General features: G+C 70.8%; 14 protein-coding genes. 1 reads left to right on the top strand and 13 read right to left on the bottom strand.

What is annotated here, in order from left to right:
- Window positions 1–6: 6 nt before the first annotated feature.
- The 4 genes from mtrA to efeU form a co-directional block, all read right to left on the bottom strand.
- Complete coding sequence (mtrA, locus tag ACFY1S_RS02600; protein WP_007455837.1) at window positions 7–696, bottom strand: MtrAB system response regulator MtrA; 690 nt, start codon at window positions 694–696, stop codon at window positions 7–9.
- A gap of 142 nt (window positions 697–838) precedes the next feature.
- Window positions 839–2116 (bottom strand): iron uptake transporter deferrochelatase/peroxidase subunit, encoded by a 1278-nt coding sequence (gene efeB / locus ACFY1S_RS02595; protein ID WP_387112047.1) that lies wholly within the window; start codon window positions 2114–2116, stop codon window positions 839–841.
- A 25-nt stretch (window positions 2117–2141) separates the two neighbouring features.
- On the bottom strand, window positions 2142–3275 hold the full coding sequence (efeO, locus tag ACFY1S_RS02590; protein ID WP_387112044.1) for an iron uptake system protein EfeO: 1134 nt from the start codon (window positions 3273–3275) through the stop codon (window positions 2142–2144).
- A 24-nt stretch (window positions 3276–3299) separates the two neighbouring features.
- On the bottom strand, window positions 3300–4217 hold the full coding sequence (gene efeU / locus ACFY1S_RS02585; protein ID WP_387112042.1) for an iron uptake transporter permease EfeU: 918 nt from the start codon (window positions 4215–4217) through the stop codon (window positions 3300–3302).
- A gap of 125 nt (window positions 4218–4342) precedes the next feature.
- Between efeU and ACFY1S_RS02580 the strand changes: the two genes are divergently transcribed.
- A complete protein-coding gene (locus tag ACFY1S_RS02580) occupies window positions 4343–4492 on the top strand; it encodes a hypothetical protein (RefSeq protein WP_203176626.1) in 150 nt (49 codons plus the stop codon).
- 58 nt (window positions 4493–4550) lie between these two features.
- Here ACFY1S_RS02580 and ahcY read toward each other — a convergent pair whose 3' ends face one another.
- The 9 genes from ahcY to ACFY1S_RS02535 all read right to left on the bottom strand — a co-directional run bounded on the left by ahcY (window position 4551) and on the right by ACFY1S_RS02535 (window position 13582).
- Complete coding sequence (ahcY, locus tag ACFY1S_RS02575; RefSeq protein ID WP_387112040.1) at window positions 4551–6050, bottom strand: adenosylhomocysteinase; 1500 nt, start codon at window positions 6048–6050, stop codon at window positions 4551–4553.
- 270 nt (window positions 6051–6320) lie between these two features.
- Window positions 6321–7484: a mannose-6-phosphate isomerase, class I gene (gene manA / locus ACFY1S_RS02570; protein WP_387112038.1), complete on the bottom strand. Its 1164-nt coding sequence runs from the start codon at window positions 7482–7484 to the stop codon at window positions 6321–6323.
- Between the two features lie 3 nt (window positions 7485–7487).
- A complete protein-coding gene (locus ACFY1S_RS02565) occupies window positions 7488–8489 on the bottom strand; it encodes a cation diffusion facilitator family transporter (RefSeq protein WP_387112035.1) in 1002 nt (333 codons plus the stop codon).
- Window positions 8490–8556: 67 nt separating this feature from the next.
- The gene (locus ACFY1S_RS02560) at window positions 8557–9753 is read right to left on the bottom strand and encodes an SIS domain-containing protein (RefSeq protein ID WP_387112033.1); all 1197 of its coding nucleotides are present in this window, start codon (window positions 9751–9753) and stop codon (window positions 8557–8559) included.
- On the bottom strand, window positions 9750–9935 hold the full coding sequence (locus ACFY1S_RS02555; protein WP_139585754.1) for a Trm112 family protein: 186 nt from the start codon (window positions 9933–9935) through the stop codon (window positions 9750–9752). Before ACFY1S_RS02555 ends, ACFY1S_RS02560 begins: the two co-directional genes overlap by 4 nt.
- A gap of 61 nt (window positions 9936–9996) precedes the next feature.
- Window positions 9997–11382, bottom strand: a complete 1386-nt coding sequence (locus tag ACFY1S_RS02550; RefSeq protein WP_387112029.1) for a phosphomannomutase/phosphoglucomutase — start codon at window positions 11380–11382, stop codon at window positions 9997–9999.
- Window positions 11383–11450: 68 nt separating this feature from the next.
- Window positions 11451–12494 carry a hypothetical protein gene (locus ACFY1S_RS02545; protein ID WP_387112027.1) on the bottom strand — a complete coding sequence of 348 codons (1044 nt, stop codon included), beginning with the start codon at window positions 12492–12494 and terminating at the stop codon, window positions 11451–11453.
- A 366-nt stretch (window positions 12495–12860) separates the two neighbouring features.
- Entirely contained in the window at window positions 12861–13097 is a 237-nt protein-coding gene (locus ACFY1S_RS02540; protein WP_387112024.1) for a hypothetical protein, read from the bottom strand.
- 101 nt (window positions 13098–13198) lie between these two features.
- Window positions 13199–13582, bottom strand: coding sequence for a hypothetical protein (locus ACFY1S_RS02535; RefSeq protein ID WP_387112021.1), 384 nt, complete (start codon window positions 13580–13582; stop codon window positions 13199–13201).
- Window positions 13583–13614 lie beyond the last annotated feature (32 nt).

Genomic DNA, 13614 nt, shown 5'->3' with positions numbered 1-13614 from the left:
ACCAGGCTATCCGGTACCCGCCTTGTAGCCCACGCCCCGCACGGTGAGGATGATTTCCGGCCGCTCCGGGTCCGGCTCGATCTTGGCCCGGAGCCGCTGGACGTGCACGTTCACCAGCCGGGTGTCGGCGGCGTGCCGGTAGCCCCACACCTGCTCCAGCAGCACCTCGCGGGTGAAGACCTGACGCGGCTTACGGGCGAGCGCGACAAGCAGGTCGAACTCCAGCGGAGTCAGCTTCACCTCCTCGTCGTTGCGGCTGACCGTGTGCGCCGGAACGTCGATGGTGATCTGGTTGCCGGGCGGCCCGATGGTCAACATCTCCGGCGCCACGTCCTCGCCCCGGCGCAGTCGGGCCCGCATCCGGGCGACCAGCTCCTTGGGCTTGAACGGCTTGACCACGTAGTCGTCGGCGCCGGACTCCAGGCCGAGCACGACGTCCACGGTGTCGCTCTTGGCCGTCAGCATGACGATCGGCACGCCGGACTCGGCCCGGATGGACCTGGCCACGTCGATACCACTCATCCCGGGCAACATCAGGTCGAGCAGCACGATATCGGGCCGGCTGTCGCGGAAGGCGGCCAGCGCCCGCTCACCATCTGCCACGAACGAGGGCAGGAAGCCCTCACTACGCAGCACGATGCCGAGCATCTCGGCGAGTGCGGGGTCGTCGTCGACCACCAGTACCCGGGCTCTCATGGGATTAATATTGCATCCCCGTTCAGTTCGGTGGGACCGGCGTCGGGTGGATCCCGCCCGGCTGCAACCATGATCCCCCGTCGGCGCCGCCCAGCGCCACCGGAGCCTCGGGCCGGTCGCGCTGTCGTGATCCGGACGGCTGTCAGCCGAAGAGCGCACGCCCCCAGTGGTCCCCGCCGTCACGGACGCCGGGCGGGCAGGCGAACAGCGCGCTGGAGACGTGCCGCAGGTACTCGTTCATCACGTCGTGGCGGGCCAGTTGGGTCTGGATCGGCACGAACTGACGGCGCGGATCACGCTGGTAGGCGATGAAGAACAGGCCCGCGTCGAGCCGACCGAGGCCGTCCGAGCCGTCCACGAAGTTGTAGCCCCGGCGCAGCAGCTGGGCACCCTTGTTGCGGCTCGGATGGGCCAGCGTGACGTGGGCGTGCTCGGCGATCACCGGCTTGCCATCTTCACCGCGCGCCGCGAAGTCCGGTTCGTCGAACTCGTTCCTCCGGCCCAGCGGCGCGCCACTGCCCTTGGCCCGGCCGACGATCTCCTCCTGCTCGGCCAGCGACGTCCGGTCCCAGGTCTCCACCAGCATCCGGATCTTGCGGGTGACCAGGTACGCGCCGCCGGTCATCCAGTCCGGCCCGTCGCCCGGCTGCACCCAGAGCTGGTCGCGAAGCAGGCTGGTGTCCTCGGCCTTGAGGTTTGCCGTGCCGTCCTTGAAGCCGAAGAGGTTGCGCGCGGTGGCCTGGTCCCGGGAGGTCGACGAGGTACGACCGAAGCCGAGCTGCGACCAGCGCACGCTCACCACGCCCATGCCGATCCGGGCCAGGTTCCGGATGGCATGCACCGCCACCTGCGGGTCGTTGGCGCACGCCTGGACGCAGAGGTCGCCACCGGAGATCTGCGGCTGCAACGCGTCACCTGGGAACTTCGGCAGCTCGGCGAGGGCGGCCGGACGTCTGTCGGCGATGCCGAAGCGGTCCCGGCCGTCGGCGTCGCGGAACAGCGTCGGCCCGAACCCGATGGTCAGGGTGAGCTGGGACGGGGGCAGGCCGAGCGCCTCACCCGTGTCGTCCGGTGGAGCCTCCGGCACCCCGCCGACCGCGCCCAGCACCCCGGCGTCCCGGCCGGCGGTCATCCGGGCGGCGGCGGCGCTCCACTCCTCGAGCATTCCGACCAGCCGCGCCCGGTCCTTGGTGATCACGTCGAACGCGACGAAGTGCAGCCGGTCCTGCGCCGGGGTGACGATCCCGGCCTGGTGCTCGCCGTGGAACGGCACCGCCCCGGCCGGATGGTCGCTGGCGGCGGCCGGCCCACGGGAGCCGCCGACGAGCGCTCCCGCGCCGACCGCCACTCCGGCGACGCCTGCCACCCCGGCACCGGCGAGCGTGATCGCCCGGCGCCGGGTCACCCTGCTTCCGCTCATCGGTTCGACTCCCCCTGACGTACGGTCACTTGGCGACGGCCGCGGCGACCTTGCTGATCGGCTCGGCGAGCGCGTTGATGCCGTCGGACAGTTCCTTGAGTTCGGCCTTGCTCAGCGCGGTGTGCAGCTTCCAGCCGTCGCCGGCCCGGTGCTTGCCGAGCAGCGCCTCGACGTTTGCGAACTCGGTGTCCAACTGCGTCACCAGCTCCGGTGAGCGCTGCTCCAGCGCCGGCCGCAGGGCCGACACGGCCGCCCTGGAGCCCTCCAGGTTGGCGGCGAAGTCCCACAGGTCGGTGTGCGAGTAGCGGTCCTCCTCGCCGGTGATCTTGCCGCTGGCCACCTCGTCGAGCAGTTCCTTCGCGCCGTTGGCGAGCTGGAGCGGGGAGAGCTTCTCGGCGTTGGCCCTGGCCACGATCTCCTTGACGTCGACAAGCAGCCGGTCGGCGATCGGGCCGTCCTTGCTGATGTCGCCGGACTGCCAGAGGTCCTTCTCGATCCGGTGGAAGCCGGTGAACTCCATCCCCTCCTCGATGACCTCCTCACGGCCGTCGATCTTGGGGTCGAGGTCGCCGAAGATCTCGGCCACCGGCTCGATCCGCTCCCAGTAGGTGCGGGCGACCGGGTAGAGCGTCTTGGCCTTCGCCACGTCGCCGGCCTTTACCGAGGCGACGAACTCCTCGGTCTTGTCCAGCAGCGCGGCGGTCTGGCTCTTGACGTAACGCTGGTAGTTGTCAGTGGCGCCGGCCAGGGCGGCGTCGGCGGTGAGCGGCTGCGCCGAGCCGCTGACCTTGAGCGCACCCCGGATGCCCTTGCCGCTCATCCCCGGCTTGCAGGCCGTCTCGTACGTCCCGGCCGGCAGCTCCACGCGCAGCTCGCGGCTCAGGCCGGGGGCGATGTTCTCCACCTCGCCCATCACCCGGTCGCCTGAGGCGTACACGTAGAACTCGGTCACCTTCGCGCCCGAGTTGGTGATCTTGAAGGTGGCGGTGCCGGCGCCCAGATCGGTCGTACCGACGTCGCAGGCGGTGTCGCTGGCCTTGACCACGATCGGGCCGCCGGCCCCCGCCGCGTCATCCTTCGCGGAGTCGGAGCAGGCGGCGACACCGGTCGTGGCCAGCACTCCGGCGGCGGCCAGCGCGAAAAAGCCTGTGGTACGCATCTTGGGCTGTCTCTCCTCGTGAGGTCAGGCGCGCTGCGGCGCGGTCGCCGCCTCGGCCTCGGTGCCGGTGTCGGTGTCGGTGTCGGTGTCGGTGTCGGCTACGCGCTCGGTGCCGGTGGACGCGGTGGGCGCCGGCTTACGCCGGGCCGGGCGCAGGAAGAGCGCCAGGACCGGCACCGCGTACCCGATCCAGGCGATCGTCTCCAGCACGGTGGGCGCGGGCGTCACGTTGAACATTCCGGCCAGCAGAGCGGCGTACCAGGTGCTCGGGTCGAGCGTCCCGGTGATGTCGAAGGCCAGGTCGTTCAGGCCGGGCAGGACACCTGCCTCCTGGAAGTCGTGCACGCCGTACTTGAGGATGCCGGCGGCGACCAGGATCAGCAGCGCGCCGGTCCAGGTGAAGAACTTGCTGAGGTTGATCCGCAGGGCGCTGGCGTAGAGCAGCACGCCGAGCACCACGGCGGTGAGGATGCCACCGATCAGCGCGAGCAGCGGCCCGCTGTCGCCGGCCGCGCCCTGGGCGGCCGAGTAGAAGATCAGCGCGGTCTCCAGGCCCTCCCGGATCACCGCGAGAAAGGCCATGCCTGCGACCGCGAGGGACCCGACGGCCAGCGCCTCGGTGAGCTTGCCGCGCAGCTCGCCGGCGATCGTCCGGGCGGCACGGCGCATCCAGAAGATCATCCAGGTGACGAAGACCACCGCGGCGACGGAGGTGATCGCCTCGAACAGCTCCCGCTCCTCGGAGCGGGCCAGCAGCGAGGTCGACGTGTACTCGATCAACCAGCCGAAGAGCACCGAGAGCGCGACGGCCAGGCCGACGCCCGCCCAGACCTGGGGCAACCGGTCCCGGCGCTGCGACTTCACCAGGAAGGCCACCAGGATGCTGACCACCAGGGTCGCCTCCAGGCCCTCCCGCAGGCCGATCAGGTAGGTCGCGAACATCCCGGCTCCGTGTCCGTCAGGTTTGCCTCAGCCAACTTAGGGCAGCCATACCTTCCTCCTGCTCAGGGGACTCGTCAAGTCGTTCATGACAAGCTCACTCATCCCGGCTGTGGGAGGATCCCGCCGTGAAGGGATTCCTGCCGTGGCTGACGGTGCTGGCGGTGGTTCTGCTGCTCAGCGCGTTACGTCTGCGGGCACTGGCCACAGTCGTGTCGCTCGGCTGGCTCGCCTGGTGTGTCTGGACCTGGTTCCGCCCCGCCCGCCGGCGGCCCTGAGGCGCAGACGACGAACCGGGCCGGCTGCGAACAGCCGACCCGGTCCCGAAAAGAACGATCAGTAGCGGTAGTGGTCCGGCTTGAACGGGCCCTCCGGCGAGACACCCAGGTACGCGGCCTGCTCCTTGGTGAGCGTGCTCAGCTTCGCGCCGAGCGCGCCCAGGTGCAGCCGGGCAACCTTCTCGTCCAGGTGCTTGGGCAGCACGTAGACGCCGATCGGGTAGTCCTCGGTCTTGGTGAACAGCTCGATCTGGGCGATCGTCTGGTTGGCGAACGAGTTCGACATCACGAAGCTCGGGTGCCCCGTCGCGTTACCCAGGTTCAGCAGGCGGCCCTCGGAGAGCACGATGATGGCGTGCCCGTCGGCGAAGCGCCACAGGTCGACCTGCGGCTTGATGTTGACCCGCTCGACGTCGGAACGCTTGGCCAGGCCGGCCATGTCGATCTCGTTGTCGAAGTGGCCGATGTTGCCCACGATGGCCTGGTGCTTCATCCGGGCCATGTGCTCGTTGGTGATGACGTCGAAGCAGCCGGTGGCGGTGATGAAGATGTCCGCCTGCTCGACCACGTCGTCCAGGGTGGCGACCTGGTAGCCGTCCATCGCGGCCTGCAACGCGCAGATCGGGTCCACCTCGGTCACCACGACCCGGGCCCCCTGGCCGCGCAGCGACTCGGCGCAGCCCTTGCCCACGTCGCCGTAGCCCATGACGACTGCCATCTTGCCGCCGATCAGTACGTCGGTGGCCCGGTTGATGCCGTCGATGAGCGAGTGCCGGCAGCCGTACTTGTTGTCGAACTTGCTCTTGGTCACCGAGTCGTTGACGTTGATGGCCGGGAAGAGCAGGGTGCCGGCGCGGTGCATCTCGTAGAGCCGGTGCACGCCGGTGGTGGTCTCCTCGGTCACGCCCTTGATGCCTGCGGCGATCCGCGTCCAGCGCTGGCCGTCCTCGCCGAGCGAGCGGTGCAGCAGTTCGAGGATGACCGCGTACTCCTCGGAGTCGGCGGACTCGACGGGCGGCACGACCCCGGCCTTCTCGAACTCGGCGCCCTTGTGCACGAGCAGGGTGGCGTCACCGCCGTCGTCGAGGATCATGTTCGGGCCCTGCCCGTCGGGCCAGGTGAGCACCTGCTCGGTGCACCACCAGTACTCCGGAAGCGTCTCGCCCTTCCAGGCGTACACCGGGACGCCGGCGGGGGCCTCGGGGGTGCCGTCCGGGCCGACGACGATCGCCGCGGCGGCGTGGTCCTGGGTGGAGAAGATGTTGCAGGACGCCCAGCGCACCTGCGCGCCGAGGGCCACAAGCGTCTCGATCAGGACTGCGGTCTGGATGGTCATGTGCAGCGAGCCGGTGATCCGCGCGCCGGCGAGCGGCTGGGCGTCGGCGAACTCCCGACGGATCGCCATCAGGCCGGGCATCTCGTGCTCGGCGAGCTGGATCTCCTTGCGCCCGAACTCGGCGAGCGACAGATCCGCCACCTTGAAGTCGCCCTCGGCGAGCGTGCTCGGCCGGGCCTCGGACGGCGTACCGCTGGCGGACGCCGGGAGGGTGCTGGTCATGAAAGCTCCTGTCGAACGATGTCTGCGCCGACCCTCCACCTTACGCGCGTCGGCGAAGGGCATCAGGGGGACGTGGACAGCGCACGGGGCGGTCGGTAGTGGACGGCTTCCCGTCCACTCCCGCCCGCCCCGCGCATCCCCCCGGTTTGGTTCCCCGCACGTTGTCGGACCGTCGTCGCGATAACGCTGCGTATTCATAGCGTCACACTGGGGCAAGACGACGTCAAGCTATTCCGGGAAAGTCGGACTTGCGTCGTTACGGGAAACGCGTCAGCGCAACCCGGACGTCGCCACGTACGCCTCACCGGCACCACCGATCCGCAACGGCGCACCGGCGGCGTCGCCGATCGCCGCCTGACCGGACACCAACGTCACAGCGCCCGCCCCGTCGTCCACCGTCACCGCACCGGACCCGCACAGCACCACCCGCGGGCCGGGCAGCGACAACGTGACCGACGGCACCGCAGTGCCGACCCGCACCCGGTGCAGCGCGAAGTCGTCCACCGGCACCGGCCACCAGTCCACCCCCGGGCCCACCGGCTGCGCCGCCCGGACCGGGTCCTCGAGCACCTCGAAACGCAGCACCCGCAACAACTCGTCGACATCCACCCGCTTCGGCGTCAGCCCACCACGCAGCACGTTGTCGCTGGCCGCCATGATCTCCACTCCGCAACCGCTCAGGTAGGCGTGCAGATTGCCGGCGGGCATCCAGATCGCCTCCCCCGGCACCAGCCGGACGTGGTGCAGCAGCAACGCGACAAGCACCCCCGGATCCCCCGGGTACGCCGCCGCCAACCGCCGGGCCAGCTCCGCGTCCGGGCCGTCGGCCGGCGCGGCCACCACCGCGGACAACAACTCGTCGCGCTCACCGGCCGGCCAGGCCAGCAGCGTCCGCACCGCCGTGCGCAACCCCGGCGACCCGGCCCGCAACGCCTCCACCACGGGCGCCAGCACCGGTACGCCGAACGACGCGAGCGCCCCGGCCGACTCCACAGGCGGCCGGAACCCGCACAGCGCCTCGAACGGGGTGAGCGCCACCAGCAACTCCGGCTTGTGGTGCGGGTCGGAGTAGTTGCGTTCCGCCGCCGGACGCCCCGCCTCCGCCTCGTACCCGGCCCGGGCCTGCTCGGCGTCCGGGTGGGCCTGCAGGCTCAGCGGGGCGTCCGCGGCGAGGACCTTCAGCAGGAACGGCAGCCTGCTGCCGAACCGGTCGGACACCCGCGCACCGAGCCACTGCCCCGGCTCGTCCCGCACCAGGTCACACAGGCTGACCTGGAGCCCGGCGCGCTCCACCATGGCCGGGGCGCCCGGGTGGGCGCCCAGCCACAGCTCCGCCTCCGGACCGGCGCTGGGCACCTGCCGGCCCTGCAACAGCGCGAGAGCCGAGCGCGACCCCCAGGCGTAGTCCCGGATCGGTCCGTACAGCAGTTCCACAGGTCAGCCCCCGGGCCGCCCGGCCGCCTCGCCCTCCTGCGGCTGGGGTACGGCGGTGTCGGCGGCGGCCCCCGTGCCGGCCTCGGCGGCGGCGACACTCCAGATGTCCGGCTCCAGGTAGATCACCCGGGCGACCGGCACGGCGGCGCGGATCCGCGCCTCCACGGCGTTGATGCCACGCGCCAGGGCCTCGGCGCTCTCGCAGGCCGGCACGCCGATCTTCGCGGCGACCATCAGCTCCTCCGGGCCCAGGTAGAGCGTCTTCATGTGGATGATCCGCTCCACCTCCGGACCGTCGGTGATGGACCGCTCGATGGCGTCCAGGTCCTGCTGTTCGGCGCCCTCACCGAGCAGCAGGCTCTTCGTCTCGATCGCCAGCACGATGGCGATCACCACCAGCAGGACACCGATCATCGCGGTGCCGGCGGCGTCCCACTCGCCGTTGCCGGTGATCAGCGTCATGGTGACGCCGAACAGCGCGAAGATCAGACCGACAAGCGCGCCGAAGTCCTCAAGCAGAACGACAGGCAGCTCCGGCGCCTTGGCACGCCTGATGAACCGCACCCAGGACTGGTTGCCCCGGATGTGGTTGGACTCCTTGATGGCGGTCCGGAACGAGAACGACTCCATCAGGATCGCCGCCACCAGCACCGTGATCGGCACCCACTGCCACTCGTCGATCCCGTGCGGGTCGTGCCACTTGTGGTACGCCTCGTACAGGGCGAACAGGCCACCGATGCTGAACAGCACGATCGACACGATGAACGCGTAGATGTAGCGCTCCCGGCCGTACCCGAAGGGGTGCTCCGGGGTGGCCGCCCGCTTCGCCCGCTTGCCGCCGAGCAGCAACAGGCCCTGGTTGCCCGAGTCGGCGACCGAGTGGATCGACTCGGCAAGCATCGACGACGACCCGGTCAGCAGGAACGCGACGAACTTGGTGACGGCGATGCCGACGTTGGCCAGCAGGGCGGCGACGATCGCCTTCGTTCCGCCGTTGGCGCTCACGCCGCCGCTCCGCTTCGCCGAACGAAGCCAACCGGTCCGCGCATGACGCGCCGCCCCCTACGTCCGTTCACTGGTTCGACAGCTCCTTCATCTCGGTGATGGCCGGTACGGCCATCGGGTCCAGCCCATGTGCCAGAGCAAGGTAGATCGACGCGAAATCCGGCACCGCGATCAGCGAGGCCAGCCGTTCCAGCGCGGAGCCGCCCTCGGCGGTCACCACGTCACACCGCACCCCGCGCCGCTCGGCGAGGGTCTGCACCGCGTCCGCGCGGCGCTCCTCCACCGCCAGTGGTTCGTCGGTGTCGTCCTCGGCGTTGAGCCCGCCGTCGCGCAGCAGTACCAGCCGCAGACGGGTCCCCTCGCCGTCGTCCTCCGCCGGGTCGGCGAAGATGTCCCGCTCGCCCTCGGCCAGACCTCCGAAGACGCCGTCGAGCAGGCCGACGCGACCCCTACCGGCCTCGCCGAGCGCCCCGGTGACCACCGGGTAGCGGGCGTTGGCCGACAGTGTGTCACCGAACCGGCGGGCCGCCACCGTCGCCAGCGGGGACGAACCCCAGACGATCGGGATCGAGCCGGCCAGGCCCAGCGCCAGCGACTTCGCCGGGTTGACGAACGATTCCGCGGCGGACCGGCAGCGGTCCGCGTCCGCGTCGAGTCGGGCCGCGGTCTCCGCCAGGTCGGCCTCGTTGACCTTCACCAGCCCGAGCGAACGCGCGGCGAGCAGTACCGGCACGGTGAGCGCCCAGAGGCTGGCCCGCGCCGGCGCACGTCGGGGCACCGGGATGAACGGCGCCCGGGCCTGCTCGGCGATCGACTGCAACTGCGAATCCGGTGCACCCACCGCGACGAGCCGGGCACCACGCCTGTGGGCCGCCTCGGCGGCGCCCAGCGCCTCCGGGCTCCGGCCGGACGCGCTCACCGCGATCACCACGTCGGCCGCGCCCACCCAGCCGGGTACGCCCGCGCTGCGGTGCCCGATGATCGGGACCGGGCAGCGCGGCCCGGCGACGGTGGCCAGCACGTCACCGGTACGCCCGGCGGTGCCGATGCCCGCGATCACCACGGCCCGGGGCCGCCCGTCGTCGGCGAGCACCGCCAGATTCGCCTCGGCGGCCAGCGCCGCACTCTCGCGCACCTGCGCGCCCGCCGAGGCGGTGTGCCGGAGCATGTCACCCGGATCGTGCTCGGCCAGCGCGGCCGGGTTGTCGAGCAGGGCCTCGTCGGCGTAGCGCCGACCACTGACCCCGGCCGTACCGTCGATCATGATGCCTGCCCGGGGCCACCGCGGGCCTCGTCGAGCAGCAGCACCGGCACGTCGTCACGGACCTCGAAGATCCGGCCGCACTGCGTGCAGGTCAACGTCTGCGCCTCGGCATCGTAGGTGAGCGGGGCGTGGTGCGTGTCCGGACAGGCGAGAATCTCGAGCAACTGCGGATCCAGGGCCATGGCACGGCTCCTTCCACGTGTGCGGCTTCACCGGCGGCGGTGCCGACCGGCGCAGGCGATCTTATCGGCGAACGCGGTTGAGCACGTCGTCCCGGAGCGAGACCATCCGCTCCCGGGTGGGCGCCTCGACGTTGAGCCGCAGCAACGGCTCGGTGTTGGAGGCGCGCAGGTTGAACCACGCGCCGTCGGGGAAACGCAGCGTGAGCCCGTCCATCTCGTCGGCCTCCGCCTCGGGGTACGCGGCCCGCACCTCGGCGACCGCGCCCGCCTGGTCGGCCACCGTCGAGTTGATCTCGCCGGAGGCGACGTAGCGCTCGTACTCCCCGGCCAGCACGGACAGCGGCAGCGACTGCTCACCCAGCGCGGCCAGGGTGTGCATCGCGGCGAGCATCCCGGTGTCGGCGAACCAGAAATCCCGGAAGTAGTAGTGCGCCGAGTGCTCGCCACCGAAGACGGCGTTGGTGCGCGCCATCTCGGCCTTGATGAAGGAGTGACCGACACGGGCGACGACAGGCTCGCCGCCGTGCTCACGGATGATCTCCGGGACGGCGCTGGAGGTGATGAGGCCGTGGATCACCGTGGAGCCCGGGTGCTTCGCCAACTCGCGAGCGGCGACCAGAGCGGTGATCGCCGACGGCGAGACCGGCTCGCCGCGCTCGTCCACCACGAAGCACCTGTCGGCGTCACCGTCGAAGGCCAGCCCGATCTCGGCGCCGTGCTCGACCACCGCGCGCTGGAGGTCGACCAGGTTCGCCGGATCCAACGGGTTGGCCTCGTGGTTGGGGAAGCTGCCGTCCAACTCGAAGTACAGCGGCACGATCTCCAACGGCAGGGCCGACAGGGCCGCGTCGCCGAGCACTGTCGGAACCGTGAAGCCGCCCATCCCGTTGCCCGCATCGACCACCACCTTCAATGGCCGGATGCCGGACAGGTCGACAAGCTTGCGCAGGTACGCGGCGTAGTCGGGAAGCAGGTCACGGCGTTCGACAGGTCGGGTCGGCTCGCCGCCCGGACGGGCCGCGCCCGAATCCAGGAGGGCCTGTGCGCGATCGCGGATCTCGGCGAGCCCGCTGTCCTGACCGATGGGCCGGGCACCGGAGCGGCACATCTTGATGCCGTTGTACTGCGCGGGGTTGTGGCTGGCCGTGAACATGGCGCCGGGCAGGTCGAGCGAACCGGAGGCGAAGTAGAGCAGATCCGTGGATGCGAGCCCGATCTCGATCACCGAGCGGCCCTCAGCGCGGACGCCTGCCGCGAACGCCTCCGCCAACCCTGGCGAACTGGCCCGCATGTCGTACCCGACGACGACCGCGTCGCCCGGCTCGTCGGTGGTCTTGAGAAGCTGGGTGAACGCGGCTCCCAGCGCCTCGGCGACCCTCTCGTCCCACTGGTCCGGCACCGTCCCTCGGACGTCGTACGCCTTCACGATCTGGGACAGATCAGACACTGGTTCCGCTCCTTGGCCGCAGTTTCCACCGAACCTGAGCGTATCGGAGGGTAGGGGTCCGGCCCCGCTCAGCCGGGGAGCCGGGGCATGATCGCCGTGCGCTCGCCACCGTCGGGCGGATCCTCGGGCGGCGGTGGGGTGCCCGGAGCGCCCGGCATCGGCTGCGTCGCCTCGGGTGCCGGCGCGTTCTCCACCGGTCGGGCCCCGTACACACCACCGGGGGCGGGCCGGGGGGCGGGCACGGTGCCGTAGCCGCCGGACGGCTGCTGGCCGTACACCGAGCCGGGGTTGGCGGGCGCGGTCGGTGACCCACCGCCGGAGCGGTAGGTGGTGCCGCCGGGGTTGCCCGGCAGGGGCACGGGCGGCGGGTCGGCAGGTGACCGGTCCTGCCGCGAGCGGCGGACCAGCAGCACGATGAGCAGTAGTCCGACGGCGACCATCGCGATACCGAAGAACATGACAGGTGAACCGCCGCCGGACTCGGCGGCGACAGGCGTCGTGGACGGCGCGGCGGCCGTCGGCGCGAGCGCGGCCGGGTTCACCACCTCGCTGGCGGTCGCGACCTCGGTCGGACTCGGAGTCGGGGTGGGCTTCTTCGACGGCGTCGGGGTGACCCGGGCGCCGTTCAGCCGCGCCGTGTCGGTGCCCCGACCCAGCTCCTGGCCGGCCGCGCTGACCCCCACGCCGGTCACCACGAGCCGCCCGCCAGGCGTGCCCTCGGCGAACGCCACCCGGTACCGCACCGTGATGCCCTTGCCCTTGCACAGGGTCGGCTTCGCCGGCGACGTCTGCCCGGTCACCGCGCTGCCGTCACCCCCGGACACCGCCAGCGGGAACCAACGCCCGCCGGAGTTCACCTGCACCGTCACCTGATCCGGCTGGAGACCCTCCAGGCTCAGGCCCAGGGCGGTACGCAGCAGCACGCACCCGTCGGAGCGCTTGCGCACCGCGACGTTCACCCCCTGTGCCGAACCACCGGCGGAGAAACTGCTGGCGGCGCCGACCCGGACCGAGTCGTCGTCGGCCGACGCCGGCGACGCACCGAGCAGCACCAGGCCGCCCAGGACACCGCAGACCGTCGCGAACCGCGCCGCGCGCCGACGCACCGTCATGATCACCTCACCGTTTCACCCCGGGTGGGGTCCGCGGGTCAGGCTACTACCGGCCCACCCCCACCCCTGGTGATAGAGCGGCCCGCATGTGTGCGGCGTTACGGTTTACGCCCCCGGTCGGCCAGCCTGCTCCTCCACCCTGGCGAGCGCGTCACGGCAGAGCCGTCGGCCGTCCGGGTGGTCTCCGGCAGCCGGTAGCGCGGGGCCAGCGCGAGCGCCCGGGCGGTGGCGTTGTCCGCAACTCCTCCTGTACGCCCACCGCCTCCGCGACACTCCCCGGCGCCGCCCGGCTTGATCCACTCAACATCGCCGATGTGGCGGTATCCCCTGCCTCCGCATACCCCCACATCGCCGAACTGGAGTCGATCACCCTCGATGCGGACCGTCGGCGCCACCCTCGGACCCGCCACCGTCGGCCTTGCCGCCCTCGGAACGCTTCCCGGCCGCGCCGAAGGCGATTGCGAAGGCGATGCCGAGGGCCACGCCGAAGGCGACGCCACCCTTCGAACCGAACAAGGGAATGCCGATCGCCAGACCGATCAGGATGCCGGCCGGCCACGCCCAGGCGTGGGATCCGCTCTTCTCCGCCCTCGACCCACTCATGTCTGGATCCTATTCGGACCAGGCGATATCCCTCGGAAGGGCCTAACGCACGCGCGCTGAGGTTCGCCTCCGCGACCCACGGGTCCTCGGCAGAGCCCTGCCTACACCACTCTCGCAATATCAGGGTCTGCGCCAGGATCACCAGCAGCGCGGAGCTGCTCCTCGAACATCACGAACGTCCGCTGCCGGATCCCCCGAATCAGCGCCCGCTCCTTCGACGTCAGGTGGCGATCTTCGGCCTTCGCCACATCGCGGACTGCCTGGATCGTTTCGTAGAGGGCGAAGACCGGGCCATTACCTTCCAGATAGTGAGCCCGAAAACGCTCCACCTCCTGCACGAAATCCTCCGGAGATCGACGGAAGACTTCGCCGCCGACACCAAGGGTGATCTCAACGAAGATATCGTTCTTCTCCTGCCAGCCGCCGGTGTCGATGGCAACTCGCCATACCCGGGCACCGCCGTCGGGCGTCTCCACGATCTTCACCGGCGATTGGTAATACATGTAGTAAGAGGGGA

The sequence above is a fragment of the Micromonospora sp. NPDC000663 genome (genome assembly GCF_042898105.1).
Taxonomy (GTDB): Bacteria; Actinomycetota; Actinomycetes; order Mycobacteriales; family Micromonosporaceae; genus Micromonospora.
The sequence above is the reverse complement of the archived record's forward strand: the minus strand, read 5'-3'. Positions and strand labels throughout refer to the sequence as shown.

Excerpts from the sequence above, each read along its gene's own strand:
- efeO (WP_387112044.1), bottom strand. The coding sequence starts at position 3,275 with ATGCGTACCACAGGCTTTTTCGCGCTGGCCGCCGCCGGAGTGCTGGCC.
- ahcY (WP_387112040.1), bottom strand. The coding sequence starts at position 6,050 with ATGACCAGCACCCTCCCGGCGTCCGCCAGCGGTACGCCGTCCGAGGCC.
- ACFY1S_RS02560 (WP_387112033.1), bottom strand. The coding sequence starts at position 9,753 with ATGATCGACGGTACGGCCGGGGTCAGTGGTCGGCGCTACGCCGACGAG.
- efeB (WP_387112047.1), bottom strand. The coding sequence starts at position 2,116 with ATGAGCGGAAGCAGGGTGACCCGGCGCCGGGCGATCACGCTCGCCGGT.
- ACFY1S_RS02555 (WP_139585754.1), bottom strand. The coding sequence starts at position 9,935 with ATGGCCCTGGATCCGCAGTTGCTCGAGATTCTCGCCTGTCCGGACACG.
- ACFY1S_RS02545 (WP_387112027.1), bottom strand. The coding sequence starts at position 12,494 with ATGACGGTGCGTCGGCGCGCGGCGCGGTTCGCGACGGTCTGCGGTGTC.
- mtrA (WP_007455837.1), bottom strand. The coding sequence starts at position 696 with ATGAGAGCCCGGGTACTGGTGGTCGACGACGACCCCGCACTCGCCGAG.
- efeU (WP_387112042.1), bottom strand. The coding sequence starts at position 4,217 with ATGTTCGCGACCTACCTGATCGGCCTGCGGGAGGGCCTGGAGGCGACC.
- ACFY1S_RS02540 (WP_387112024.1), bottom strand. The coding sequence starts at position 13,097 with ATGAGTGGGTCGAGGGCGGAGAAGAGCGGATCCCACGCCTGGGCGTGG.